At 62.3% G+C, this 22479-nt stretch carries 20 protein-coding genes; 10 read left to right on the top strand and 10 right to left on the bottom strand.

Features of this window, described 5'->3' with window-relative positions; all coding sequences use genetic code 11:
• Positions 1-336: 336 nt before the first annotated feature.
• On the bottom strand, positions 337-1230 hold the full coding sequence (locus OE747_RS20820; protein ID WP_263830394.1) for a LysR substrate-binding domain-containing protein: 894 nt from the start codon (positions 1228-1230) through the stop codon (positions 337-339).
• Between the two features lie 240 nt (positions 1231-1470).
• Here OE747_RS20820 and OE747_RS20825 point away from each other — a divergent pair, with 240 nt between their 5' ends.
• Both OE747_RS20825 and OE747_RS20830 read left to right on the top strand, forming a co-directional pair.
• Positions 1471-2958: a trimethylamine methyltransferase family protein gene (locus OE747_RS20825; protein ID WP_263830395.1), complete on the top strand. Its 1488-nt coding sequence runs from the start codon at positions 1471-1473 to the stop codon at positions 2956-2958.
• 4 nt (positions 2959-2962) lie between these two features.
• A complete protein-coding gene (locus tag OE747_RS20830; protein WP_263830396.1) occupies positions 2963-3997 on the top strand; it encodes an Ldh family oxidoreductase in 1035 nt (344 codons plus the stop codon).
• On the opposite strand, the gene OE747_RS20835 is transcribed toward OE747_RS20830, so the two are convergent.
• Complete coding sequence (locus OE747_RS20835; RefSeq protein ID WP_263830397.1) at positions 3989-4909, bottom strand: LysR substrate-binding domain-containing protein; 921 nt, start codon at positions 4907-4909, stop codon at positions 3989-3991. The two genes, OE747_RS20830 and OE747_RS20835, sit on opposite strands and share 9 nt — an antisense overlap.
• A gap of 146 nt (positions 4910-5055) precedes the next feature.
• On the opposite strand from OE747_RS20835, the gene ugpB reads away from it, so the two are divergent.
• From ugpB to OE747_RS20860, 5 genes are all read left to right on the top strand, one after another.
• Complete coding sequence (gene ugpB, locus OE747_RS20840; RefSeq protein ID WP_263830398.1) at positions 5056-6357, top strand: sn-glycerol-3-phosphate ABC transporter substrate-binding protein UgpB; 1302 nt, start codon at positions 5056-5058, stop codon at positions 6355-6357.
• A gap of 86 nt (positions 6358-6443) precedes the next feature.
• Complete coding sequence (ugpA, locus tag OE747_RS20845; protein ID WP_263830399.1) at positions 6444-7325, top strand: sn-glycerol-3-phosphate ABC transporter permease UgpA; 882 nt, start codon at positions 6444-6446, stop codon at positions 7323-7325.
• Positions 7325-8176 carry a sn-glycerol-3-phosphate ABC transporter permease UgpE gene (gene ugpE / locus OE747_RS20850; protein WP_263830400.1) on the top strand — a complete coding sequence of 284 codons (852 nt, stop codon included), beginning with the start codon at positions 7325-7327 and terminating at the stop codon, positions 8174-8176. The genes ugpA and ugpE overlap by 1 nt, the downstream gene beginning before the upstream one ends.
• Positions 8177-8186: 10 nt before the next feature.
• A complete protein-coding gene (locus OE747_RS20855) occupies positions 8187-9242 on the top strand; it encodes a sn-glycerol-3-phosphate import ATP-binding protein UgpC (RefSeq protein ID WP_263830401.1) in 1056 nt (351 codons plus the stop codon).
• Positions 9239-10174 (top strand): glycerophosphodiester phosphodiesterase, encoded by a 936-nt coding sequence (locus OE747_RS20860; protein WP_263830402.1) that lies wholly within the window; start codon positions 9239-9241, stop codon positions 10172-10174. Before OE747_RS20855 ends, OE747_RS20860 begins: the two co-directional genes overlap by 4 nt.
• Before the next feature lie 60 nt (positions 10175-10234).
• On the opposite strand, the gene amaB is transcribed toward OE747_RS20860, so the two are convergent.
• The 6 genes from amaB to OE747_RS20890 form a co-directional block, all read right to left on the bottom strand.
• A complete protein-coding gene (amaB, locus tag OE747_RS20865) occupies positions 10235-11749 on the bottom strand; it encodes an L-piperidine-6-carboxylate dehydrogenase (RefSeq protein ID WP_263830403.1) in 1515 nt (504 codons plus the stop codon).
• 3 nt (positions 11750-11752) lie between these two features.
• Positions 11753-12859, bottom strand: a complete 1107-nt coding sequence (locus OE747_RS20870; protein ID WP_263830404.1) for a saccharopine dehydrogenase family protein — start codon at positions 12857-12859, stop codon at positions 11753-11755.
• Positions 12860-12973: 114 nt separating this feature from the next.
• Positions 12974-13402 carry an Lrp/AsnC family transcriptional regulator gene (locus OE747_RS20875; protein WP_263830405.1) on the bottom strand — a complete coding sequence of 143 codons (429 nt, stop codon included), beginning with the start codon at positions 13400-13402 and terminating at the stop codon, positions 12974-12976.
• Between the two features lie 54 nt (positions 13403-13456).
• A complete protein-coding gene (locus OE747_RS20880; protein WP_263830406.1) occupies positions 13457-14440 on the bottom strand; it encodes a quinone oxidoreductase family protein in 984 nt (327 codons plus the stop codon).
• Between the two features lie 81 nt (positions 14441-14521).
• Positions 14522-15505, bottom strand: a complete 984-nt coding sequence (locus OE747_RS20885; RefSeq protein ID WP_263830407.1) for an NAD(P)H-quinone oxidoreductase — start codon at positions 15503-15505, stop codon at positions 14522-14524.
• A gap of 62 nt (positions 15506-15567) precedes the next feature.
• Complete coding sequence (locus OE747_RS20890) at positions 15568-16248, bottom strand: COQ9 family protein (RefSeq protein WP_263830408.1); 681 nt, start codon at positions 16246-16248, stop codon at positions 15568-15570.
• Positions 16249-16357: 109 nt separating this feature from the next.
• On the opposite strand from OE747_RS20890, the gene rpsU reads away from it, so the two are divergent.
• Entirely contained in the window at positions 16358-16564 is a 207-nt protein-coding gene (gene rpsU, locus OE747_RS20895; RefSeq protein WP_008207378.1) for a 30S ribosomal protein S21, read from the top strand.
• Between the two features lie 358 nt (positions 16565-16922).
• A complete protein-coding gene (locus OE747_RS20900) occupies positions 16923-18665 on the top strand; it encodes a tetratricopeptide repeat protein (protein WP_263830409.1) in 1743 nt (580 codons plus the stop codon).
• A gap of 28 nt (positions 18666-18693) precedes the next feature.
• Here OE747_RS20900 and OE747_RS20905 read toward each other — a convergent pair whose 3' ends face one another.
• On the bottom strand, positions 18694-19695 hold the full coding sequence (locus tag OE747_RS20905) for a DMT family transporter (protein WP_263830410.1): 1002 nt from the start codon (positions 19693-19695) through the stop codon (positions 18694-18696).
• A gap of 349 nt (positions 19696-20044) precedes the next feature.
• Between OE747_RS20905 and OE747_RS20910 the strand changes: the two genes are divergently transcribed.
• The gene (locus OE747_RS20910) at positions 20045-21250 is read left to right on the top strand and encodes a CAP domain-containing protein (protein ID WP_263830411.1); all 1206 of its coding nucleotides are present in this window, start codon (positions 20045-20047) and stop codon (positions 21248-21250) included.
• Positions 21251-21259: 9 nt separating this feature from the next.
• Here the strand turns inward: OE747_RS20910 and OE747_RS20915 are convergent, their stop codons facing one another.
• On the bottom strand, positions 21260-22417 hold the full coding sequence (locus tag OE747_RS20915; protein ID WP_263830412.1) for a cytochrome P450: 1158 nt from the start codon (positions 22415-22417) through the stop codon (positions 21260-21262).
• Between the last annotated feature and the right edge of the window lie 62 nt (positions 22418-22479).

The raw sequence follows: 22479 nt of genomic DNA on the forward strand, positions 1-22479 counted from the left end.
CCTCGAATGCCGCCGTCTCTCCAGCGTGTCCAGCCGTCTCTCCGACCCGTCCGCAGCACCTCAGCGCCGCCGGTGAAAGGGGTTCTAGGCCCAAGCCCAAAGAGTCGCAAGCGCAAAACGCACAGAAATCCGAAAAAAGTGAAAGTATACGTATTATCATATACTTAGATTCCAAAAAACACCAATTCCTCCGTGCTTTTTGGGTCCCCCGGAATGGAATCATAGCTGTCGGATAGATCCCGGCGATCTGTCTGGGAAATAGGAACACAACATATAGCGGGCGCCATGCCGATTGGCACAATCGAGCGACTCAAATGCGTGGCAAAACGTTGGTGCTCAACACCCATCGCCTTGCGAAAGCCAATCGAAGAACACTCTGGCTTCGGGCTTGTGGTCCGCAGAAGGCATCAGACAGCAATGGTATCCGCGTTTCGTTCGGATCACACGCTCGCACGCAACGACCAGTGTTCCCGCCTCGATCATGTCGTCGACCATATGACGCCAGCCAAGACCGATGCCGGTGCCGTTCTGTATCGCACGCAACAAGACCATGTAGCTGTAGAGCCGATCCATCGGCTTCGGCTCTGGCACGGTCAGCCCGGTCCCGCGAAAGTATCGGCTCCAGTCCGACGCATGATTGGGGTTGCTCATGTGCAGAAGTCGGCTTTGCGCCAAAGCCTCCAGGGTCAAAGGCCCACCCGAAAGGAAATTCGGAACACAGACCGGCACTAGTTCCTCATCGAAGATTCGCCGACATTCGCGACCGGACAATCCGGTTTCGCCAAACACCACCGCGATGTCGCAGCGGGCCGGATCAAAATCCATGTTCTGGTCCCGAGTCAGGAACTCGACCTGAATGTCAGGATGTTGTACCTGAAACTCGCCCATACGGGGCAACAGGTAAAGCGAGGCAAAGCCCAGCGCGACATTCACCACAACAACATCCTGACGCTTGCGTGCAGACAGCGCGTCGAGCCCGTTTCTGATGGCCAACATCCCCTCGCCGATCGCGGCAGCAAGGGACTCGCCAGCGGGCGTCAACGTCAGGCGCGGTTTCGTCCTCAGGAACAGCCGGACACCCACCCAATCTTCGAGAAGAGCAACCTGACGGCTCACTGCAGGCTGCTGGACATTCAACTCACGCGCGGCAACGGAAAAGCTGCGGTGACGCGCGGCTGCATCAAAGGCGGCAATCTGGTGCAGCGGCAAGGGACGGCTCGGCTTCATCATTCCCCTCGTGAATGATCTTCATTCACATTTTCAGGCTACCCTCGGAAAATCAACCGGATACTCTGGCCAAACATCCCTCTGCGGATGAAGATACATGCCGTGTCCTGTCGCGGCTATTTTGGCGGATAGGCAAAACGCCTGACTTGGACAAGAAATGCGAGGGTATCGCGTGCAAGCCTTAGGACAAGGAATGCCGAAATGGCTTGCCGCCCAGCCATGTCAGACAGGGGACATCCCCTGATGGCCCGACGCGCATCCCGTGGCACCGCGGCGCCTGCCGGGCGTCCGTCGACACGGGCGGTCGGTGGGTCCTGGGCCCCTCTTGCAAACGCGGATGCACATCTGATCGCCGACGCAGCTTTTGACATTCTGGAACGGGTCGGCCTGTCCGAGGCCCCGCCAGACGTAAGCGCGCTGGTATCCGAGCATGGCGGGCGATCACACGATGGCAGGCTGATGTTTCCACGCGAACTGGTGGAAAACATGCTCGCCCTCTCCCCGAAAACCGTCACCCTGTGCGGACAGGCACCGGAAAACGATCTGATCGTAGGCGGCACCGAGACCCACCCGGGGACAGGGGGCGCCGCCCCCAACGTTGCCGATCTGAATACCGGCGACATCCGTCCGTCCAGCCTGTTGGACCTTCGGGATGCCGCCCGGCTTGCCGATGCGTTGCCGCATGTGCATTTCTTTTCGCGGTCATTGGTGGCGGGCGATATTTCAGATCCGCTGGCGCTCGACCTCAACACCGCGTTTGCGTCGCTTTGCGGCACTAGCAAACATGTGATGGTGCAGGCCAGCGACCTGTCCCATGTTCCGCATATCGCCCGGATGTGCCACTTGATTGCCGGGTCCGAGGACGCGTTTCGCGCCCGACCCTTCCTGTCGCTCAACATCAATCATGTCGTGCCGCCGCTGCGGCTTCATGCCGAAAGCGCGCGGGTTCTGATCGAGGCCGCGCGCCTTGGCATTCCCGTGCACGCAAATGTATTTGGCCAGCTTGGCGCCTCGAGCCCGGTGACTTTGGCCGGATCGGTGGCTCAAACCCTGGCCGAGGCGCTGGCCGGTATCGTTCTGGCGCAGCTGGCCGCGCCCGGCGCGTTGGTCATCGCGGGCCCGCGCCCGATGATCACCGACCTGCGTACCGGCGGCTTCTCCGGTGGGTCCGGCGAACAGGCGATGGCCACGGCCATGGCGGTACAGGTGTTGCGTCTGTGGTCCCTGCCCTGCTCGGTCATTGCGGGGGCCACCGACAGCAAGTTGCCGGACCACCAGGCCGGATATGAAAAGGCGCTCACCGTTCTGACCGCGATGCAGGCCGGGGCGCATCTGGTGACGCAGGCGGCGGGCACGCAGGCCGGATTGATGGCAGTCGATTTCTCGGCCATGGTTGCGGATAACGATATGCTGGGTGCGCTGATGCGGGCCAACATGCCGCCCGTCGTTGATCAGACGACCCTGGCGCTTGATGCGATTGCCGATGTGGCGCGGGGCGAAGGCCACTATCTGGGCCGTCCGGAAACCTATGCCCGGATGCGCAGCGATTTCCTCTATCCCGAGGTTGCCGATCGCAGTTCCATCACCGATTGGCAGACAGCAGGCGCAACCGATATGGCAGCCCGGGCGAGGCAACGGGCCATCGCGATCCTGCGCGATCACCACCCGTCGCATCTTTCGTCCGAGATGCGCGTGACTCTCTTGCAAGCTTTCCCAAGCCTAAAGGCGTGATACGATGGAATACCGGTCTAAACTCGAATTCAAGGGAGACCGCGTGCCGGTTCCGGCGAGCGAAGTGACCGCTCTGCTGATCTCGATCTTTTCCCGTCTTGGCTGTTCGGATGACACAGCGCGGTGCGTTGCCGACCATCTGGTCGACACCAGCCTTTGTGGCATGGAGAGCCACGGGGTCATGCGCACCCTGCAATATGCCGAGCAGATGCGGACAGGCTATGTGACGGCCAATACCCAGACGTATGTAACGGATAATGGACGTGGGGGGCTGGTTGTCGATGGCGGTGGCGGCATTGGCATACCGGCGATGCTGAAAGCCTATGAAACCGGCATGGACGCGGCTCTGGCGACCGGGATATCGGCGCTGGCAATCCGGAACGTCGGCCATACCGGGCGACACGGAGCCTTTGCCGATATGGCGGCCGAACGGGGGTTCCTGACGATCTGCGTGGGCGGCGGCAACCGCCAGACCTGGCGGCAGGTCGCACCGCATGGCGGTGCAAAGGCCATGTTGCCGACAAATCCCTGGTGTATCGGCATACCGGGTGGACCGCGTGGCCCTGTTGTTCTCGACTTTGCCACTTCGAAGATCGCTGGCGGCTGGATTTATGCGGCCCGTTCCGCCGGGGCGCTGTTACCCGAGGGTTGCGTCATCGACCGCAACGGCAACCCCACCCGCGACCCCGAAGACTACTTCGCGGGTGGCGCCATCCTGCCCTCGGGCGAACACAAGGGGTATGGGCTGGCGCTGATCGGGGAATTGATCGGCGAGGCGATGCTGGGTCCGTCCACGACCGAATGCCACTGGCTGCTGATTACACTGGATACCAGTCGGTTTCGCAGCGGTCACGCCATGACCGCTGCCGCCGAAGAGGTGCTTGCCGAATTGCGCGACTGTCCTCCTGCCCCCGGCTATGATCGGGTGGAAATCCCTGGCGAACGCGAGCGGGCATATCGTGCGGCCTCGGGCAATGTCCTGCATATCCCGACATCGACCTGGACCGACATTCAGACCCTGTCAGCGACCCTAAGCTAACATCTGCCGCTGCTCCTCGTGATCGACAAAGGGGGCCAGGCTGAGCGTGAAGTGATCGAGGAAATCCAGAACCAGCGGCGACAGGCTGCCGGTGACAGGACGTATCAGAGACAGGCGGTGCGAGAAACGTGGCGCAAATGGCCGGATCACCAATCCCTGGTCGCGAAACTGTTCCGCGTCCAGCGCCGACAGAACCGCCGCCCCGTACCCTTGCGCCACTATGGTGCAAGCGGCGGTGAACTGGCGCACTTCGATCCACGAGTTCATCTCGACGTCACAATCGGTAAAAGCCTGCGCCAGGCGGCGAAAGAACGGGCTGTCGCGACGGGAATGGATCAGCTTTTCGCCGCGCAGGTCATGCGGGGTGATCTCATGCTGCGCCTCAAGCCGATGCCCCCGGGGCAGAATGCAGACCGTACGAATGGGAATGTCGGTGCTTTCGGTTGCCGGATGTCCGCCAAAGCCATCGGTAATCGCGCAATCGTATTGCTGTCCGACGATCCATTCCAGAATCCGTTCAGGCCTATCCGGTTCGATGGTTACGGTGACCCCTTGGCGGTCTTTCAGAAACTCGGTCAGGACCTTTGGCAGGTGACTGGTGGCAAATCCCGGTAGGCAGGCGATCCGCAAATGCCCGGCGGTCCGGTCCTTGAGATTCTGGCGCAGATCCTCGAGATGGCTCAGCCCCTCGAAGACGCGGTTGATCTCGACCAGCATGTAGCGCGCTTCGGGCGTGGGAATCAGGCTGCCGCCCTCGCGCACGAACAGCGGAAACTCCACCGATGCGGCGAAATCCGAAATCAACCGGCTGGCGGCCGGTTGCGAGATTCCCAATTGCTGCGCTGCACGAGTAATCGAGCCGGTCTGGGCGACCGCACGAAACGCTTCCAGTTGTCTGAGCTTGAAATTCAACGTCTTGCCTCTTTTGCACATGCAGAAATTTGTTTCGCCTCCACACAGACATAACATTTTGCTATTATTTTGTTCATAAAACTTTTGCTTGAGTTATTTTTTTTGCTGCGCAACGATCCGCGCATCCATGAAACTGGGAGGTTTACATGACCTGCAAGATCCTATCCTTCAGTGCCTCGGCGCTGGTCCTGACGGCCGGAATGGCCTTTGCGCAAACCGAAATTCAATGGTGGCACGCGATGGGTGGCACCAATGGCGAACGCGTCGACAAGATCGCCGCCGACTTCAACGCCAGCCAGTCCGAGTACAAGGTCGTGCCGACCTACAAGGGCAACTACACCGAAACCATGACCGCCGCCGTCGCGGCCTTCCGCGCCAAGGAGCATCCGCATCTGGTGCAGGTGTTCGAGGTGGGCACCGCCACCATGATGGCCGCCAAAGGCGCCATCTATCCGGTCGAGAAGCTGATGGCAGACGCGGGCGAACCGTTTGACAAGTCCGACTATCTGCCTGCGGTGATCTCGTACTATCAGACCCCGGATGGCGAATTGCTGTCGATGCCCTTCAACAGTTCCACCCCGGTGCTGTGGTACAATGCCGACGCTCTGAAGGCCGCTGGTGTCGAGGTTCCGAAAACCTGGGACGACATGAAAACCGCCGCGCAGGCGCTGGTCGACAGCGGCATGGATTGCGGTTTCTCCTTTGGCTGGCAGTCCTGGGTGATGATCGAAAACTATTCGGCCTGGCACAACATCGCCATGGGCACCAAGGAAAACGGCTTTGCCGGCTTCGATACCGAGTTCGAGTTCAACAACGAAGCGGTCGAGAACCGGTTGGCCGATATCGCCGAGATGGGCAAGAGCAAGCTGTTCAAATACGGTGGCCGCCGGGGCGACAGCCTGCCGATGTTCACCAATGGCGAATGCGGCATGTGGATGAACTCGTCGGCCTATTACGGCTCGATCAAGAGCCAGGCCAAGTTCGAATTCGGCCAGACCATGCTGCCGCTGGATACCGCCGTGGCCAGCGCGCCGCAGAACTCGGTCATTGGTGGCGCCACCCTTTGGGCGCTGGCAGGTCACGATGCCGAAGAATACAAGGGACTGGCCAAGTTCCTGACCTATCTCTCCTCGGCCGAGGTGCAGGCCTGGTGGCATCAGGAAACCGGTTACGTGCCGATCACCACCGCCGCATATGAGCTGAGCAAGACCCAGGGCTTCTACGACCAGAACCCGGGCACCGACACCGCCATCCAGCAGTTGAGCCTGAACACGCCGACCCCCAACTCGCGCGGTCTGCGGTTTGGCAACTTCGTGCAGGTGCGCGACGTGATCAACGAAGAGATGGAGGCGCTCTGGGCCGGGGACAAGACCGCGAAAGAGGCGATGGATGCCGCCGTATCCCGCGGTAACGACCTGCTGCGCAAGTTCGAGCGCACGGCCAACTGATCGGGGAAACCCCAAGACGGCATCCGGCGGAGATCTCCGCCGGATGTCCTGCCTTCACCGCGCAAGGCACATAAGACGAGGCCCGAATGCTCAAACGTGTCCATTTTCCCAGATCCGTGCTCCCTTACCTTCTGGTCGCCCCTCAGATCCTGATCACACTGGTGTTCTTTATCTGGCCCGCCAGTCAGGCGGTGTATCAATCCTTTCTGATCGAAGACGCGTTCGGCCTGTCGACCGAATTTGTCTGGTTCGAGAATTTCGAACTTCTGGTCGACGATGAGCTTTATCTGCAGAGTTTCGGGCGGACGATCTTCTTTTCCGCTGCGGTGGCGCTGCTGTCGATGTCGGCGGCGCTGGTTCTGGCGGGTTTCGCCGACCGGGTGGTGCGCGGCGCGACCACCTATCGCACACTGATGATCTGGCCTTATGCCGTGGCGCCGGTGCTGGCAGGTGCGCTCTGGGTGTTCATGTTCAACCCGACGCTGGGCATCTTCCCTTTCCTACTCGATATGGTCGGCATCGACTGGAACCACTACCTAAACGGGACCCATGCGATGATGCTGGTGATCTTTGCCGCAGCATGGAAACAGATCGCCTATAACTTCCTGTTCTATCTGGCCGCCATGCAATCGATCCCGCGTTCGCTGATCGAGGCGGCGGCGATCGACGGCGCCGGGCCGGTGCGCCGCTTTATCGATCACATCTTTCCGCTGATCTCGCCCACCACCTTCTTCCTGCTGGTGATCAACGCGGTCTATGCCTTCTTTGACACCTTCGGCATCATCCACGCGGTGACACAGGGCGGACCGGCCAACTCGACCACGATCCTGGTCTACAAGGTGTTCAACGACGGGTTCGTCGGTCTCGATCTGGGCGGCTCGGCGGCACAATCGGTGATCCTGATGGTGCTGGTCATAGCAATGACCGTGGTCCAGTTCCGCTATATCGAACGCAAGGTGGAATACTGATGGTCGAAAATCGCCCCGTTCTGAACGTCATCACCCATCTGGTGCTGATCCTCGGCATCGTCATCGTGGCGCTGCCGATCTGGATCACCTTTGTCGCTTCCACCCATGACGCGGTGCGCATGACACAGGCGCCGATCCCGATGCTGCCGGGCGGGCATTTCTGGGAAAACTTCACCCAGACCCTGCTCGGCTCGGGCCTGAGCGGGACCGAGACCGCGCCGGTCTGGCGGATGCTGCTCAACAGCCTTGCCATGGCGCTGATGATAGCGCTCGGTAAGATCGCGATTTCACTGATCTCGGCCTTTGCCATCGTCTATTTCAAGTTTCCGTTCCGGATGATGTTCTTCTGGCTGATCTTCGTCACCCTTATGCTTCCGGTCGAGGTTCGCATCCTGCCCACGTTCGAAGTGGTGGCCGATCTGGGCATGCTGAACAGCTATTGGGGCCTGTCGATCCCGCTCATCGCCTCGGCCACGGCGACGTTCATGTTCCGGCAAGTGTTCCTCACCATCCCCGACGAGATGCTGGAAAGCGCGCGGATCGACGGGGCCGGACCACTACGGTTCTTCTGGGATATCCTGATCCCGCTGTCCCGCACCAATATCGCGGCTCTCTTCGTGATCCTCTTCATCTACGGCTGGAACCAGTATCTGTGGCCACTGCTGATCACCACCGATACCGACATGACCACCATCGTGATGAGCATCAAGCAGATGCTGGAAGCGGCAGAACAATCCCCGCAATGGAACATCATCATGATGACCGCGCTCCTGGCGATGCTGCCGCCGGTCTTCGTGGTCGTCGCAATGCAAAAGCTCTTTGTTCAAGGGCTGACCGAGACAGACAAATAGGCAGGACATCATGGCATCCATAACACTCAAAGACCTAGTGAAAGCCTATGGTGACACCGAGGTCCTGCATCACGTCGAGGGCGAGATTTCCGATGGCGAGTTCATCGTGGTCGTCGGCCCCTCGGGCTGTGGCAAGTCCACGCTGCTGCGCATGGTGGCGGGGTTGGAAACCGTCACCTCGGGCACGATCCGCATCGGCGACAAGGTAGTGAACCAGCTGGAACCTGCCGACCGCGATATCGCCATGGTTTTCCAGAACTACGCGCTCTACCCGCATATGTCGGTGCGCGAGAACATGGCCTATGGCCTCAAGATCCGGAAGATATCCAAGGACGAGATCGCCCGCCGGGTGGAAGAGGCCGCCGACATCCTTGAACTGCGCCCCTATCTGGACCGCAAACCCAGGCAATTGTCAGGCGGCCAGCGTCAGCGCGTGGCTATGGGCCGCGCCATCGTGCGCAACCCGCAAGTGTTCCTGTTCGACGAGCCGCTGTCGAACCTCGACGCCAAGCTCAGGGTGCAGATGCGGCTGGAAATCCGCAAGCTGCAACAGCGGCTCGGGGTGACCTCGATCTATGTCACGCATGACCAGGTCGAGGCGATGACACTCGGCGACCGGCTGATGGTGCTGAACGGTGGTTACGTGGAACAGTTCGGAACCCCGATCGAGCTGTATGATCGCCCCGCCACCACCTTTGTGGCGGGCTTCATCGGCAGCCCCGCGATGAACTTTCTGCCAGCCACCGTCAGTGCCGGTATGGCGACCCTGGGCAACGGCGCGCAACTTGCAAACGCCGGTGCGGCCAACGGCGCAGTGACACTGGGTGTTCGCCCCGAACACCTGCTGCAAGACGATGCCGGACCCGTGCGGGTCACCGTGGAACTGGTCGAGCAACTGGGCGCCAATTCACTGCTGCATGGCAAGCTTGAAGGCACTGACATCGAAATGGTTGTCAGCCAGCCCGGGCATATGTCAGCCGCGGCCGGAACGGTCATGGGTTTCGCGCCTGCGGCCGGGGCCTTGCATCTGTTTCACGCCGAAACCGGCAAACGGATCGAGCCATGAGCCGGTTTCCGCAGCTTACCCCGTTTACCGGGGACGACGGGATCGTCCGCATCATCGGTCATCGCGGTGCAAGGGGGGTGATGCCCGAGAACACGATCGAAGGCTTCGATTTCACGCTGTCCATCGGTGTGACCGCGCTGGAGTTCGACGTGGTTGCAACAGCCGATCGGGTGCCGGTCGTCACGCACAACCTGCACTTGGCAAATTCCGCGACGCGCGACGCACAAGGCAAGTGGCTGACCGGACCCGAGCTGCGTGTCGCTGATCTGACCCTGGCCGAGCTTAAGACACTGGATGTGGGCGGTCTGGATGGCCGAACTGTCTATGGTCAACGCTTCCCGGATCAGGCTTTCATGTCCGGCGTCCGCATCCCGGCACTGTCAGAGTTGCTGGATCTGTGCAGCAAACCCGGCAGCGAAGCCTATCTGCTGTTCGAATTGAAATCGGACCCCGACCTGCAAGACGAAGCGGTCGCCCGGGCTTCGCTGGTGGCCAACTCCGTTGCTGAGGTGCGAAAGTTCGGGTTGGAGCATCACACCGTGCTTCACAGTTTCGATTGGAAACTGCTTGACGAATGTCGCCGACAGGCTCCAGAGATGCCCACCTCTTACCTGTCGCAACTGCCAGAGAACGACGACGATCCCGGCGAGGATTCCGCCAAGTCCGTTGGCCCCGATTACAAGAACATGACGGTATCGGTGCCACGCGCGGTCGCTGATGCGGGCGGGCAGCTCTGGTGCCCGTATTTCATGGACGTGACGCCTGAACTTGTCGCCGAAGCCCATGCCCTGGGCTTGCCCGTCTGCACCTGGACCGTCAACGAAACGGCAGACATAGACCGGATGATTGACGCAGGCGTCGACGGGATTGTCACCGACTATCCCGGCCGGGTGCAAAGGCACCTGCTGAACCGCGGCCTGCGCTGGGAGTAACCTCAGAATGAAAAGCCCCGCGCATAGGCGGGGCTTTCCGGTCTTGGCTGCCCTGGACAGTCAGATGTCGAACTTGACACCTTGTGCCAGCGGCAGCTGGGCGGAGTAGTTCACGGTGTTGGTCTGACGGCGCATATAGGCTTTCCATGCGTCCGAGCCACTCTCGCGACCGCCGCCGGTCTCCTTTTCGCCGCCAAACGCCCCACCGATTTCCGCGCCCGACGGGCCGATGTTCACGTTTGCGATGCCGCAATCCGATCCGGCCGCCGACAGGAATTGCTCCGCCTCGCGCATGTTCAGCGTGAACACACAAGACGACAGGCCCTGCGGCACGTCGTTCTGGATTTCGACCGCCTGATCGAATTCGTCGTAACCCAGAACGTAAAGGATCGGGGCAAAGGTCTCGGTTCTTACCACCGCGCTTTGTTCCGGCATCTCGACAATCGCCGGGGTCATGTAGACGCCAGCCGCCGGTACGCCGTCACGCACCCGCTCGCCGCCAAAGACGGTTCCGCCCTGGGTACGCGCCGCATCCAGCGCGGCAACCATGGCGGCGCCTGCGCCCTCGTCCACCAGCGGGCCAACCAGCGTGCCCTCGGCCAGTGGGTTGCCGATGGGCAGACCGGCATAGGCCTTCTTCAGGCGTGCAACCAGTTCGTCCTTGATCGAGTTATGGGCGATCAGGCGGCGCAGTGTGGTGCAGCGCTGACCAGCCGTGCCCACGGCCGAGAACACGATGGCGCGAACCGCCATCTCCAGGTCCGCCGACGGCCCCACGATCATCGCGTTATTGCCACCCAGTTCCAGGATGCACTTGCCAAACCGGGCCGCCACGATGGGCGCAACAGCACGCCCCATACGGGTGGAGCCGGTGGCCGAGATGATCGGCACATCCTCGCTTTCGACCAGAGCCTTGCCTAGGTCGGCGCCACCGATCAAGGTCTGCAACAGCCCTTCGGGCGCGTCGCCGAACCGCAGGGCGGCCCGGTCAAAGATCTTCTGACAGGCGAGCGCCGTCAGCGGGGTCTTTTCCGAGGGTTTCCAGATCACCGGATCGCCGCAGACAATCGCCAATGCCGCGTTCCACGACCAGACCGCGACCGGGAAGTTGAAGGCCGAGATCACACCGACCGGCCCTGCTGGGTGCCAGGTTTCCATCATCCGGTGACCGGGGCGTTCGCTGGCGATGGTCAGGCCGTAAAGCTGCCGCGACAGGCCCACGGCAAAATCGCAGATATCGATCATCTCCTGCACTTCGCCCAAGCCTTCGGAGGTGATCTTGCCCGCCTCCCAGCTGACCAATGCGCCAAGGTCATCCTTGGCCGCCCGCAGCTCTTCACCCAGCAGGCGGATCAGCTCGCCCCGGCGCGGGGCGGGCACGGTGCGCCAATCCTTGAACGCCGACTTGGCACGCGACAGCACCGCGTCCATCTCGCACACTGGCATCTCGCGTATTTCGCCCAGCAGGCTGCCATCGATCGGCGAGGTGACGCGGATCTTGCCACCCGTCCGTTCGGCGGCAGTGATCCCCAGTTTCTCCATCACGCTATCTGCGGTCATCACTACATCTTTCATGTCTCAGGCTGCCTTGCTTTGCTTGGTGACATCGCCCGCCCGGTAAAGGCGGCCGAATTCGGTTTCGAGGAAGTCAGCGAACTGCACCTGTTCCTGCCGGATGAACCCTTTGGATGGCAGCGTGCCGGTCCGCATCAGGTCAACGACGCCCAGAACGCCGGCGGCAGTGGTGACCTGGATCGCGCTCCAGGTCTGGCCGTCGATCACCCGAGAATAGGACTTGTTGATCAGGCTCTTTTCGCGCAACTGGCCACCGATCCGACCCTTGGCGGTGCAATAGACCAGCACCACGTCCTGATCAGTGCGCGGCAACGCGGTCTCAAAGATATCCTTGAGCAGATCGCGGCGCCGCTCCAACCCCAGATCGTTCAGCAACAGACGCAGGATATCGCGGTGCCCGGGATAGCGGATCGAGCGATAGGACACCGCCCGCGCCTTGCCTTCCAGCGTTTCCGGCAGGGTGCCCAGACCGCCCGAGGTGTTGAAGCATTCATATTCCACCCCGTCATGGCCGAGGATCTCGTAATCCTCCAGCGGCGCCGTCTTGACCAGTTCGCCGTTCACGATGGCATCGCAGGGGTTGCAGTATTCGTTGATCAGCCCGTCAGTGGACCAGGTCAGGTTGTATTTCAGCGCATTGGTCGGATAGAGCGGCAGCGCCCCCACCCGCATGTGCAGGCTGTCGATCTCGTCAAACTCGGCGGCCAGCGCCGCCCCGGCAATACCGACGAAACCGGGCGCCAACCCGCATTGCGGCATGAACGCGGTCTTGCCTTTCTCCGCCAGCGCGCGAACGGCATTGGTGGCGGCCACATCCTCGGTCAGGTCGAAGTAATGCGCGCCCGCCGCCTGCGCGGCCTTGGCAATGGCAGGGGTCAGAAAGAACGGCGCCGCTGAAATGACCGCATCGAACCCTTTCAACCCCTCGGCCAGCCCAGCCTCGTCCTTGGCGTCGATCTGCTTGGTGGGCACGCCCATCTTGTTGAGCACCGACAACGCCGCCAGATCGTGATCGGCCACGGTGACGGTATAGTTGGGCGAAGTCTTGAGCAAAGTGGCGATCATCTGGCCGATCTTCCCGGCCCCGACGACGCAAATATTCCAGCGCATGGCACGTCTCCTTGTTTGCGCAACAGGATGACGCTTTTGCTGTTCGATCTGTAGGGAGCAGAGTGTCGGAATGACTCCTCATCCCGTCAATTTGACGGCAAACCTAACTTTTTGTCAGATCCGGTCGATACGCCGTCCAAATACGACAAAGGTGTTCGTCCGTTGAACCCCCGGAATCGCCCCCAGTTCATCGACAAGAATGTCTAGGTCCTCGATACGCGGCGCCTCGGCCGACAACAGCAGGTCGAACTCGCCATTGATCGACAGGCAGAGCTTGATCTCGGGATAGGCTTCCAGCCGCTTGATGATGCGCGCGGTCTCCTTCTGCTGCACTTCCAGCAGCACCACGACCTGCACCTTGCTGTCATCCTGCGGCTCGCGCAGAACGACGGAATAGCCCGCGATCACGCCGCGCGCCTCCATCCGGGCGATGCGTTCGTGCACGGTGGTGCGCGCCACGCCCAGTCTCGTGGCGATCTTGGTCGTAGACTCGCGAGCATTGTGTTGCAGTGCCGCGACAATCTGGCGGTCGAGCTTGTCCATGTTCCTTCCTTGCCCCGCCACATGGGGCGGGTGCAAGAAAATACATACTCGACTTTATAGCTCCAGGATGGTCGACCCGGTGGTTTGCCGCGCCTCAAGCGCACGATGGGCATCGGCTATCTGTTCCAGCGGAAAGCGCTGGTCGATGCGGATCTTGACCTCGCCACCGGTCACCTTGCCAAACAGCCGCCGCGCCATCGCCTGACACGCCGCATGGTCGGCGATATGGGTGAACAGCGTCGGGCGGGTGATCTTCAGGCTGCCCTTCTGCCCCAGAATGCCGATATTCACCGGCGGCACGGGCCCCGAGGCATTGCCGAACGAAATCATCATGCCCAGAGGCTTCAGACAGTCGAGCGAGCCCTCGAACGTGTCCGCGCCCACCGAATCCATCACCACGTCGACGCCCTTGCCACCGGTCAGTTCGCGCACCTTTTCGGTAAAATTCTCAGTGCGGTAGTTGATCACATGGGTCGCACCATGTGCCTTGGCCAATTCACATTTCTCGTCGGACCCGGCGGTGCCGATCAGGGTGATGCCTTCGGATTTGGCCCATTGGCAGGCGATCAGGCCGACGCCACCGGCAGCGGCATGAAACAGCACCGTATCGCCCCGGCTGAGCGGCGTTGTGCGGTGGAACAGGTAGTCGACCGTCAACCCCTTGAGCATCATCGCGGCACCTTCGTCGAAGCCGATCTCGTCGGGCAGCGGGCAGACCTGTGCCGCCGGCATCACCCGCGCCTCGGTATAGGCGCCCGGCGGGGCCGAGGCATAGGCCGCCCTGTCGCCCACGCTCAAATGCGTTACACCCTCACCCACCGCCTCGATCACGCCCGAGGCTTCCATGCCCAGCGCATGCGGCAATTGCAGCGGATAAAGGCCCGTGCGCTGATACACGTCGATGAAATTCAACCCGCAGGCCTTGTGTCGGATCCGCACCTGCCCCGGTCCCGGCTCCCCCACGGGCCGGTCCCGCAATTGCAAAACCTCCGGGCCGCCGAATGCCTCGATCACTACGGTTCTTGCAGTTTCACTCATGTCTTTCCTCCCGCTTTGCGCATTACCCTAGCAGGCAGAAGGACGTCGGCAAGAGCACAGGCCGAAGGGAATGGGCCGGACTTAGCCGACTTTGAGAACGATCTTGCCGATATGGCCCGAACTTTCCATCCGGGCATGGGCCGCGGCCGCATCCACCAGGTCAAACTCGCTGTCCATCACCGGCGCGACCCGGCCCGCCTCGATCAGTGGCCAGACCGCTTCCAGCAGGTCCTGGGCGATCTGCGCCTTGGCCAGGTCGCTTTGCGGACGGAGCGTACTACCGGTAATCGTCAGGCGGCGCACCATCATCAGGGCAAAGTTAAGCTCGACCACCGGCCCTTGCAGGAACGCGATCTGCACCAGGCGCCCATCATCGGCCAATGTCTTGATATTGCGCGGGATATAGTCGCCCCCCACCATGTCGAGGATCAGGTCGGCGCCGCCTTCGGCCCGCAGGATCTTGACGAAATCCTCATTGCGGTAGTTGATCGCGCGTTCGGCACCCAGGTCCAGGCAAGCCTGGCATTTCTCATCCGATCCGGCGGTGGTGAAAACCCGCGCGCCAAAGGCATTGGCAAGCTGGATCGCAGTCGTGCCGATGCCGCTGGACCCGCCATGCACCAGAAAACGTTCACCGGCCTTGAGTCCGCCGCGCGAAAACACATTGGACCAGACGGTAAAGAAGGTTTCCGGCAAACATGCCGCCTCGCGCAGGCCCATGCCCTGGGGCACTGGCAGGCAATGTGCGGCGGGTGTGGCCACGTATTCGGCATAGCCACCCCCGGGCAGCAGGGCGCAGACCATGTCGCCACGCGCCAGAGAATCGACACCGGGGCCAACCGCGACCACCTCGCCTGAACATTCCAGCCCCGGCAGGTCGCTGGCACCCGGCGGCGGGTCATAGGCCCCCGCCCGTTGCAGCGCGTCGGGCCGGTTCACTCCGGCATAGGCGACCTTGATCACCACCTGCCCATGCCTGGGCACCGGCATCGGGCGGTTGGTGAGTTGCAGAACTTCCGGCCCGCCGGGCTTGCTGATTTCAACCGCGCGCATCTGCTCGGACATGAGACCTCCTCAGGTTGGATTGATCGCGAGGGCCTTGGCCGGCCCCGCCAATTTTGTTTCCTTCACCCCAGCGAGCCGGGCAGATCATCGCCACGGCGAGGCGCGCGCAGCTGCCCGGCCAGCCAGTTGGGACCGGCAAGCAAGGGCTTCAGTAGCGGGTTCTTCTGGATATCCGCCTTGAACTTCTCGAACTGCATCACGTTGTCGATGCGACGGTCCAGAAACTCCCATGTTGCCTGGTGATCCGGGCTTTCATCGCCCAGCCAATAGAGCACGGTGGAAGAGTAAACCGCTGAAAGCGTTGCCCTTTTCGTGTACCAGTTAACGTCTTCCGAGGTGTCGCCCAGTGCCGTCCAGATCGCGTCGCAGGTGCCCCAGATCGCCTTGGCGCCGTCGGCCGCATAGGCGGGCAAGGCAAACAGGGTGGCGCCCCGGCGCACCGCCTCCTTGTCCGTCACCGCCTCCAGCCGGAAGCGGACGGCTCTCGCGATCCGGTCGCGAAAGCGCAGCTCTGACAGGTCCTCGGCGGCGAGGCGGTCCAGCATCGCGGCATCGCCGCGCGCGTGATAGGCCAGCGCCAGATCGACCGCGCCGCGCGGGCAGAGCGCGCGGGCGTACCCGGCGTCCAAACCGGTGTCGGCCACCGCCGCGCGAAAGGTTTCGTCGGTCCAACCGTCAAAGGCCACGTGGGTCAGGGCGGCGTCCAGCAGCCGGTCCTTGGCCTGTTCATAGGACATGGTCATGGCACATCTCCTTGTTTCTCCCCCTATCTAGACAAGTTGTTCCCGCTTTGCTATACGCCGGGCTCCTGCAATTCCTTGCAACTCAACTTAGAAAGGTGGTGAAAACCACATGCAGGTTAGTGTTCGCGACAACAACGTCGATCAGGCGCTCCGTGCCCTGAAGAAGAAGCTGCAGCGCGAAGGCGTTTTCCGTGAAATGAAGCTGAAGCAGCATTTCGAGAAACCGTCCGAGAAAAAAGCGCGCGAGAAGGCTGAAGCGATCCGCCGTGCCCGCAAGCTGGCACGCAAGAAAGCACAGCGCGAAGGCATGCTCTAAGGCATTCGCTCTCGTCCGGCTTTGGATGACACTATTTGACGACCCCCGCGGCCCCGCCCCGGGGGTTTGTCGTTTGTGGGGGTTTTGACCGTTTTGTACGCGCTCCGGCAGGTGGATTGGCCGTTTTGTACAACGCATGACGGTGGTTTCCAAAGCAACTCGCATCCGGCCGCCCCACCGGTTCGAAGATCGGCACGCGTCGGATCGCTGCGCCCGATCATGGCACGGGAAACGGGAAAGAGCGTCTGCGATATTCTCGACCTGCCTTGAAGAGCCCGCGTCGCGCCATGTAGGTTGAAGCGGGGGACGGTGTTCGAGGGAACAACCCTGTCATGGCGATTGTCCAAGAGGGTCGGGTTTGAAACTATTCAACGAAACGGGAAGCAAACCTCCGCTGATAGTCGCACCCACCATCGGCGGCAGTTCCTATGCGCGCGGCCGAAGTCTCGCGGCTGAACTTGGGGAAGACCAGCCGATTGTCGCACTCGACCGGCTGCAAAGGGAAGGATTGTTCTTAGCCGATCTCAGTGAGATGGCCGAAATCCATCTCAGGCAACTCGAAGATATCGGTATTGACGATGCGTTCCATCTTGTCGGGACGTCTTTTGGAGCACAGCTTTGCTACAAGATCGCAACGCTGATGGATCAGGCCGGGAAAACACCCGGACAGATCCTTCTGGTCGATGATGATGCCGATGTCCATCGACGCCGCTTCGGCATCGAGAAAGAGAACCACGCGTTGCAAAACCCGATTGCCGCCGGACGGCGCGCGGTGGATCGCAACATGCTCGAGTTTTTCAGCGGCAAGGTGACACTGATCAAAGCCGAACACTGGCTGGGTGAACGGCAACCGGGCGCCGCTTCGGATTGGGATTACCTGGCATCCGGCGGCGTGGATGTCTTCGAATTTCCCTGCACGCATACCGAGATCTGGCAGACGGCCTGGGTTTCGCAACTTGCCGGAGTGATAAAACAAAGCCTTGGGAGTGATGACCCGGCCCCCTGCCCGGCGCACAATCCCCTTGTTCACCATCCCTCCCGTCGCCCTGAGTTACCCGATGCGGCCATCACCGCGTTTCGACTGTCCAAGCAGGGCGATCTGAACGGCGAAGTCGAGCATTACGAGAGCGTGCGCAACAACCTGCCGGAATGGGCGCTCATAAACCTTGCATCCGCCTATCGGCAGCGAGGGCAGATCAGACAGGCGATCGAGGTTCTCGAACAGGCGGCAGGCGGCATGGTGCGGCCATCCAACAGCCACTTCGAGCTTGCCCGCATCTACGCGGCACGCAACAATTCGGGCGCGTCTCGCACCCTCGCCTCCAGGGTTTCGGCGTTGCAAACGCTCGACGCCTCGGATTTTCAGGCGCTCGGCAATATTCTGCACCAATGCAAGGACACCAAAGGAGCGGAGGCCGCCTATCGGGAGGCCATTGCCCTCGATCCTGTCCGGACAGAATGCCACCGTCGCTGTACCAGGCTTTTCGTCGATACCGGACGCCTGCCAGAAGCTGTCGCCCTGCTGGAGGAGGCGATCGACGCACAGCCTCAGGTCGTATTTCTCAAAGAAGAGCTGGCAGAGATGCTTGTGAAATCAGGGCACGACGACCGCGCTGAAACGATCCTGCAAGACGCGCTCGACCAGGACCCCAACCGGCCCAAGGCGGCCAAGCTTCTGGGGGGAATATACACGCGGCGGCGCAAGTTCTGCGATGCGATTGTGGTGCTCGGAAAGGCCGCTGACACGCATAAGGGGAATATTGCGCTGAAATCCGCCCTGGCTGATGTCCATCTTGCCAAAGACGATCCGTGTTCGGCGCTGGAGTGCTTTCAGGACATCGTCACAATCAATGAGAGTTTCGTTCCGGGCTGGCTGGGTCTGTCCAATGTGCTCCAGAAGCTGGGGCGTGAAGAACAGGCAATCACGGCCTTGCTGGGCGTTCCGGTTTATCTTCGCAGCAACACTGAACTGCGGTGCAGGATCAGTGAGCTCTTGTTTTCGCTGCATGACAAGAAGCAACTGGACCTGTGCGGAACCGGGGAAGAGCCAACATCGACAATGCCTGATGGCGGCCGATTCAAGCAGGCGGCTTGGCAATGAATTCAGCGGCTGATCGGCTGCGTGGCGCTTACCGCTGCCGCATCACGCCAAGACCCCGGCGGCGGACGAGGCGGCGGCCGCGTATGGTTTCGCGGAACAGGATCAGAAGGCCCGAGCCGACGATCAGCGTCAGCCCGATCCAGGTGGACAGGCCCGGCAGCACCCCGAACACCACATAGCCCCACAGCACCGCCCAGGGCAGGTAGGTGTATTCGAACGGGGTGACGACGCTGGCCTCGGCCATGCGATAGGCCTGGCTGAGCGCGAAGAAGCCGATGCCCGAAGTCACCCCCAGCGCCGCCAGCGCCAGCCAGTCCATGGGCGCGGGCGCGATCCAGTCGCGGTAGAGAAAGGCGAGGCTCGGGTGCGGTGAGGCGGTTTCCAGCCCCGAGAATACCAGCCCCAGCACGGTGCCGCCGACGATATAGACCAGCAGGGTCACCAGAGTCATGGTGCCGCCATTGGTGCGGCTGCCCAGGCGCCGGGTGGCGATGATCGAGACCGCATAGAACAGCGCCGCCGCCAGCGCCAGTAACGCCGCCGGTTCGAACACCGCGGCCCCCGGCTGCACGATCACCAGCACCCCGGCCATGCCGAGCAGCACTGCCAGCCAGCGCCAGATGCCGATCCGCTCACCCAGGAACACCGCCGCCAGCAGGGTGACAAAGATCGGGGTGGAGAAGGTGATGGCCGCCGTCTCGGCCAGGCCGATGGCGGCCAGCGCCATGTAATAGACGAGGTAGGACGAAAACGCCGCCACCGCGCGGGTCAGTTGCAACGGCCATGAACCGATCTTGAGCGGCCAGAGCGCGCCTTCGTAGCGGGCCATGGCCATCGCCACCGGCAGGGCAAAGACCGAGCGCCAGAACACGATCTGATGCACCGCGAAATCGCTGCTGAGGCTTTTGATGATCACGTCCTGGATCGGAAAGATCGTGGTGGCAAGCAGCAGGAACAGGATGCCGGTCAGCGTGGTCGCGCCTTCGGGCTGATCCGCTCCGGCGGTTGTGTTCGGATCGGCAGCGGTCATCACGTTCTTCCCTTGGTACCCGTCGTATTTCGCCCCGGATAGAATCGGCGGTCTTGTCGACGGGCGACAGCGGGGTCGCGAACCGGCCCGGAGCGCGCGGGCGGTCCCCGGTTTTCCGCTCAAATCACAGCGAGGCGGTTGCCAGGTTCCGCCGGTGGCGCGCCGGGCCGACGCGCTGCGCCTTTTTCCGCGCGATTCGGAAGGGCCGGAAAGCGGCCTGGCGCTTGGAGCCGGAGAAAACCAAAGGCCCCGTTCCCGCCCCGATTGTCCCAAGGCAAGAGAGAGCGGCCAGTGAGGCGCAAACAGGATGGAGACCAAAATGTCGGTGGCAAGCACATTAGAACGTCAGATGCTGACCTTGATCAACCAGGAGCGCACGGCGGCGGGGCTGAACCCGGTGACGCTGGAGCTGCGGCTGAACAGCTCGGCCGAGCTGCACAGCCGGTGGATGCTGGACAGGGATGTATTCTCGCACACCGGCGCCGGGGGCAGCTCGCCGGGCGACCGGATGGAGGACGCGGGGTTCGTGTTCTCGGGCAACTGGACCTGGGCCGAGAATATCGCCTGGCAGAGCGAACGCGGCGCGCCGGGACTGGCCGATGATGTGATCGACCTGCACACCGGGCTGATGAACAGCCCCGGCCACCGGGCCAATATCCTGAACCCGGATGTGACGGTGATCGGGATCGGCATCGACCAGGGCGACTACAAAGGCTGGGACGCGGTGATGGTGACGCAGAATTTCGCCCGGACCGCGGCGGCAGTGCGGGTGGATGCCGGATCGGGCCTGATCGGCGGCGCCGGCGCTGACAGGATCTACGGGACGGCGGGTGACGACCGGATCGAAGGCGGCGGCGGCGACGATGTATTGGTCGGTCGGTCCGGCCATGACACGATCGATGGTGGTGCGGGCAATGACCGGGCCTGGGGGAGCGACGGCAACGACAGGATGACCGGCGCGGATGGCCACGACAACCTCAACGGCGGCAGTGGCCACGACTGGCTGTCGGGCGGCAATGGCAACGATACGATCTCGGGCGGGGGCGGCAACGACCGGGTGCGGGGCGATGCCGGCAACGATCTGCTTGGCGGCGGCGCGGGCAGCGACACGCTGGCCGGAGGCAGCGGCGCCGACCGTCTTTGGGGGGTCGATGGCAACGACTGGATCTGGGGCGGGTCCCAGAACGACCAGCTTTATGGCGGCACCGGCAACGACACGCTGATCGCCGGTCCGGATGACGATCTGCTGCGCGGCGAGGACGGGCGCGACCACCTGAACGGCAGCGCGGGCAATGACGATCTTGCGGGCGGCGCGGGACCCGATCTGTTCGTGTTCAGCGCCGGGCGCGACATTGTTCGCGACTTTGGCGCCGGAGGCGAGGCGGACCGGATCGATCTGCGCGCGGCGGCGGGCATCACGGGGTTCGGCGATCTCTTTGCCAACCACCTGAGCTTTGCCGACGGCAATGCCCTGATCACCGACGCCATGGGTGAGGTGATGGTTCTCGAAGGGATCGGCCGCGGCATGCTGGAGGCCGGGGACTTCCTGTTCTGATCCGGCCCGTCACCAGCGGACCGGCACGGTGAGAGGCCCCCGGAAAGCCCAGCCGCCGAACCGGGCCTCGCCGTTCAGGGCGAGGCCCGGGAACCGTTCGAAGAGGAGCGGCAGCGCCACATCTCCGATCAGCGCCCTGGAGGCCCAGGCCCCGGCGCAGAAATGCGGCCCGGCGCCGAAGGAGATCGCCGGTGCGATATCCTGATCCAGATCGAAGCGGTCGGGATTGGTGAAAACGCTCTCGTCGCGATTGCCCGATCCGAACATCAGGAATACCCGGTCCTCGGGCTCCAGCGTCACGCCCTGCACCGTGGCGCGCAGCGCCACCCGACGCGGCGACATGCCGATGGGCGAGATCCAGCGGGCATATTCCTCGAACGCGCGCAACCAGGGCACCGCGCCCGATTGCAGACGCGCCAGCGCCTCCGGGTGGCTGAGTACCGCCCAGGCGGTGCCGGCGATGGCATCGCGCGGCTCGTTCTGGCCGCCGGAGATGGCGAGCTTGATATTGGCACGGGTCTGCGCATCGCTGAGACCTGCGCGGCGCTGCACCGAGAGCAGCGAATGGTCGGGGGCGGCATCCAGCACAGGGATCATCGCGTCGATATGGGCGTCGATCGAGGCGGTGCAGTCATGGCAGCGCGCCTCGACCGCGGGATCGCCCGCGTAATTGGCGCAACCGTCGATCATGCCCTGGCTCACCCGATCCATCTCGACGGCGGCCATGTTGGTCAGCCCGGTGATCGCCTTGAGCGCCTCGGCCGAGACGGGCATGGCATAGTCGCGCACCAGATCGCAGGCGCCACGCGGCGCCAGATCGTCCAGAACCCGCTCGGTGGCGGCGCGGAACTGCGCGGTCCAGACCTGTTTCACCGTCCTAGGCGAGACGGTGGGAAAGATCGCCTTGCGCTCGGCCATATGCGCATCACCATCCTTGCGCATCATGTTCTGGCCCATCAGCACGGTCATCAACCCCTGCGGCTGGTCCGAAGAGAACACCTCCACCCGCTTCTCCTGCTCGAAAATGTCGCCGCGCCGGGTGATCAGCGTCGCGCCCAGTTGCGGCACATAGGCGATGGGCGCCTCGGCCCGCATCCGTTTCAGATCGGGATAGGGATCGGCCCAGAAGGCGCCCGGGTCGATTTCGTAGACGGGTGCATCCGACATGGCGCGACTCCCTGTTGTCATGTCAACATCTGATCACTCTGCGCAGAGCCTGTTGTCGTGTC

The sequence above is a fragment of the Ruegeria aquimaris genome (genome assembly GCF_025751555.1).
In the GTDB taxonomy this organism is placed as follows: domain Bacteria; phylum Pseudomonadota; class Alphaproteobacteria; order Rhodobacterales; family Rhodobacteraceae; genus Ruegeria_B; species Ruegeria_B aquimaris.

Bases quoted from the DNA above. Each gene is read 5' to 3' on its own strand.
- OE747_RS20820 (WP_263830394.1), bottom strand. From the start codon at position 1,230: ATGATGAAGCCGAGCCGTCCCTTGCCGCTGCACCAGATTGCCGCCTTT.
- OE747_RS20825 (WP_263830395.1), top strand. From the start codon at position 1,471: ATGGCCCGACGCGCATCCCGTGGCACCGCGGCGCCTGCCGGGCGTCCG.
- OE747_RS20830 (WP_263830396.1), top strand. From the start codon at position 2,963: ATGGAATACCGGTCTAAACTCGAATTCAAGGGAGACCGCGTGCCGGTT.
- ugpB (WP_263830398.1), top strand. From the start codon at position 5,056: ATGACCTGCAAGATCCTATCCTTCAGTGCCTCGGCGCTGGTCCTGACG.
- ugpA (WP_263830399.1), top strand. From the start codon at position 6,444: ATGCTCAAACGTGTCCATTTTCCCAGATCCGTGCTCCCTTACCTTCTG.
- ugpE (WP_263830400.1), top strand. From the start codon at position 7,325: ATGGTCGAAAATCGCCCCGTTCTGAACGTCATCACCCATCTGGTGCTG.
- OE747_RS20855 (WP_263830401.1), top strand. From the start codon at position 8,187: ATGGCATCCATAACACTCAAAGACCTAGTGAAAGCCTATGGTGACACC.
- OE747_RS20860 (WP_263830402.1), top strand. From the start codon at position 9,239: ATGAGCCGGTTTCCGCAGCTTACCCCGTTTACCGGGGACGACGGGATC.
- amaB (WP_263830403.1), bottom strand. From the start codon at position 11,749: ATGAAAGATGTAGTGATGACCGCAGATAGCGTGATGGAGAAACTGGGG.
- OE747_RS20870 (WP_263830404.1), bottom strand. From the start codon at position 12,859: ATGCGCTGGAATATTTGCGTCGTCGGGGCCGGGAAGATCGGCCAGATG.
- OE747_RS20875 (WP_263830405.1), bottom strand. From the start codon at position 13,402: ATGGACAAGCTCGACCGCCAGATTGTCGCGGCACTGCAACACAATGCT.
- OE747_RS20880 (WP_263830406.1), bottom strand. From the start codon at position 14,440: ATGAGTGAAACTGCAAGAACCGTAGTGATCGAGGCATTCGGCGGCCCG.
- OE747_RS20885 (WP_263830407.1), bottom strand. From the start codon at position 15,505: ATGTCCGAGCAGATGCGCGCGGTTGAAATCAGCAAGCCCGGCGGGCCG.
- OE747_RS20890 (WP_263830408.1), bottom strand. From the start codon at position 16,248: ATGACCATGTCCTATGAACAGGCCAAGGACCGGCTGCTGGACGCCGCC.
- rpsU (WP_008207378.1), top strand. From the start codon at position 16,358: ATGCAGGTTAGTGTTCGCGACAACAACGTCGATCAGGCGCTCCGTGCC.
- OE747_RS20905 (WP_263830410.1), bottom strand. From the start codon at position 19,695: ATGACCGCTGCCGATCCGAACACAACCGCCGGAGCGGATCAGCCCGAA.
- OE747_RS20910 (WP_263830411.1), top strand. From the start codon at position 20,045: ATGCTGACCTTGATCAACCAGGAGCGCACGGCGGCGGGGCTGAACCCG.
- OE747_RS20915 (WP_263830412.1), bottom strand. From the start codon at position 22,417: ATGTCGGATGCACCCGTCTACGAAATCGACCCGGGCGCCTTCTGGGCC.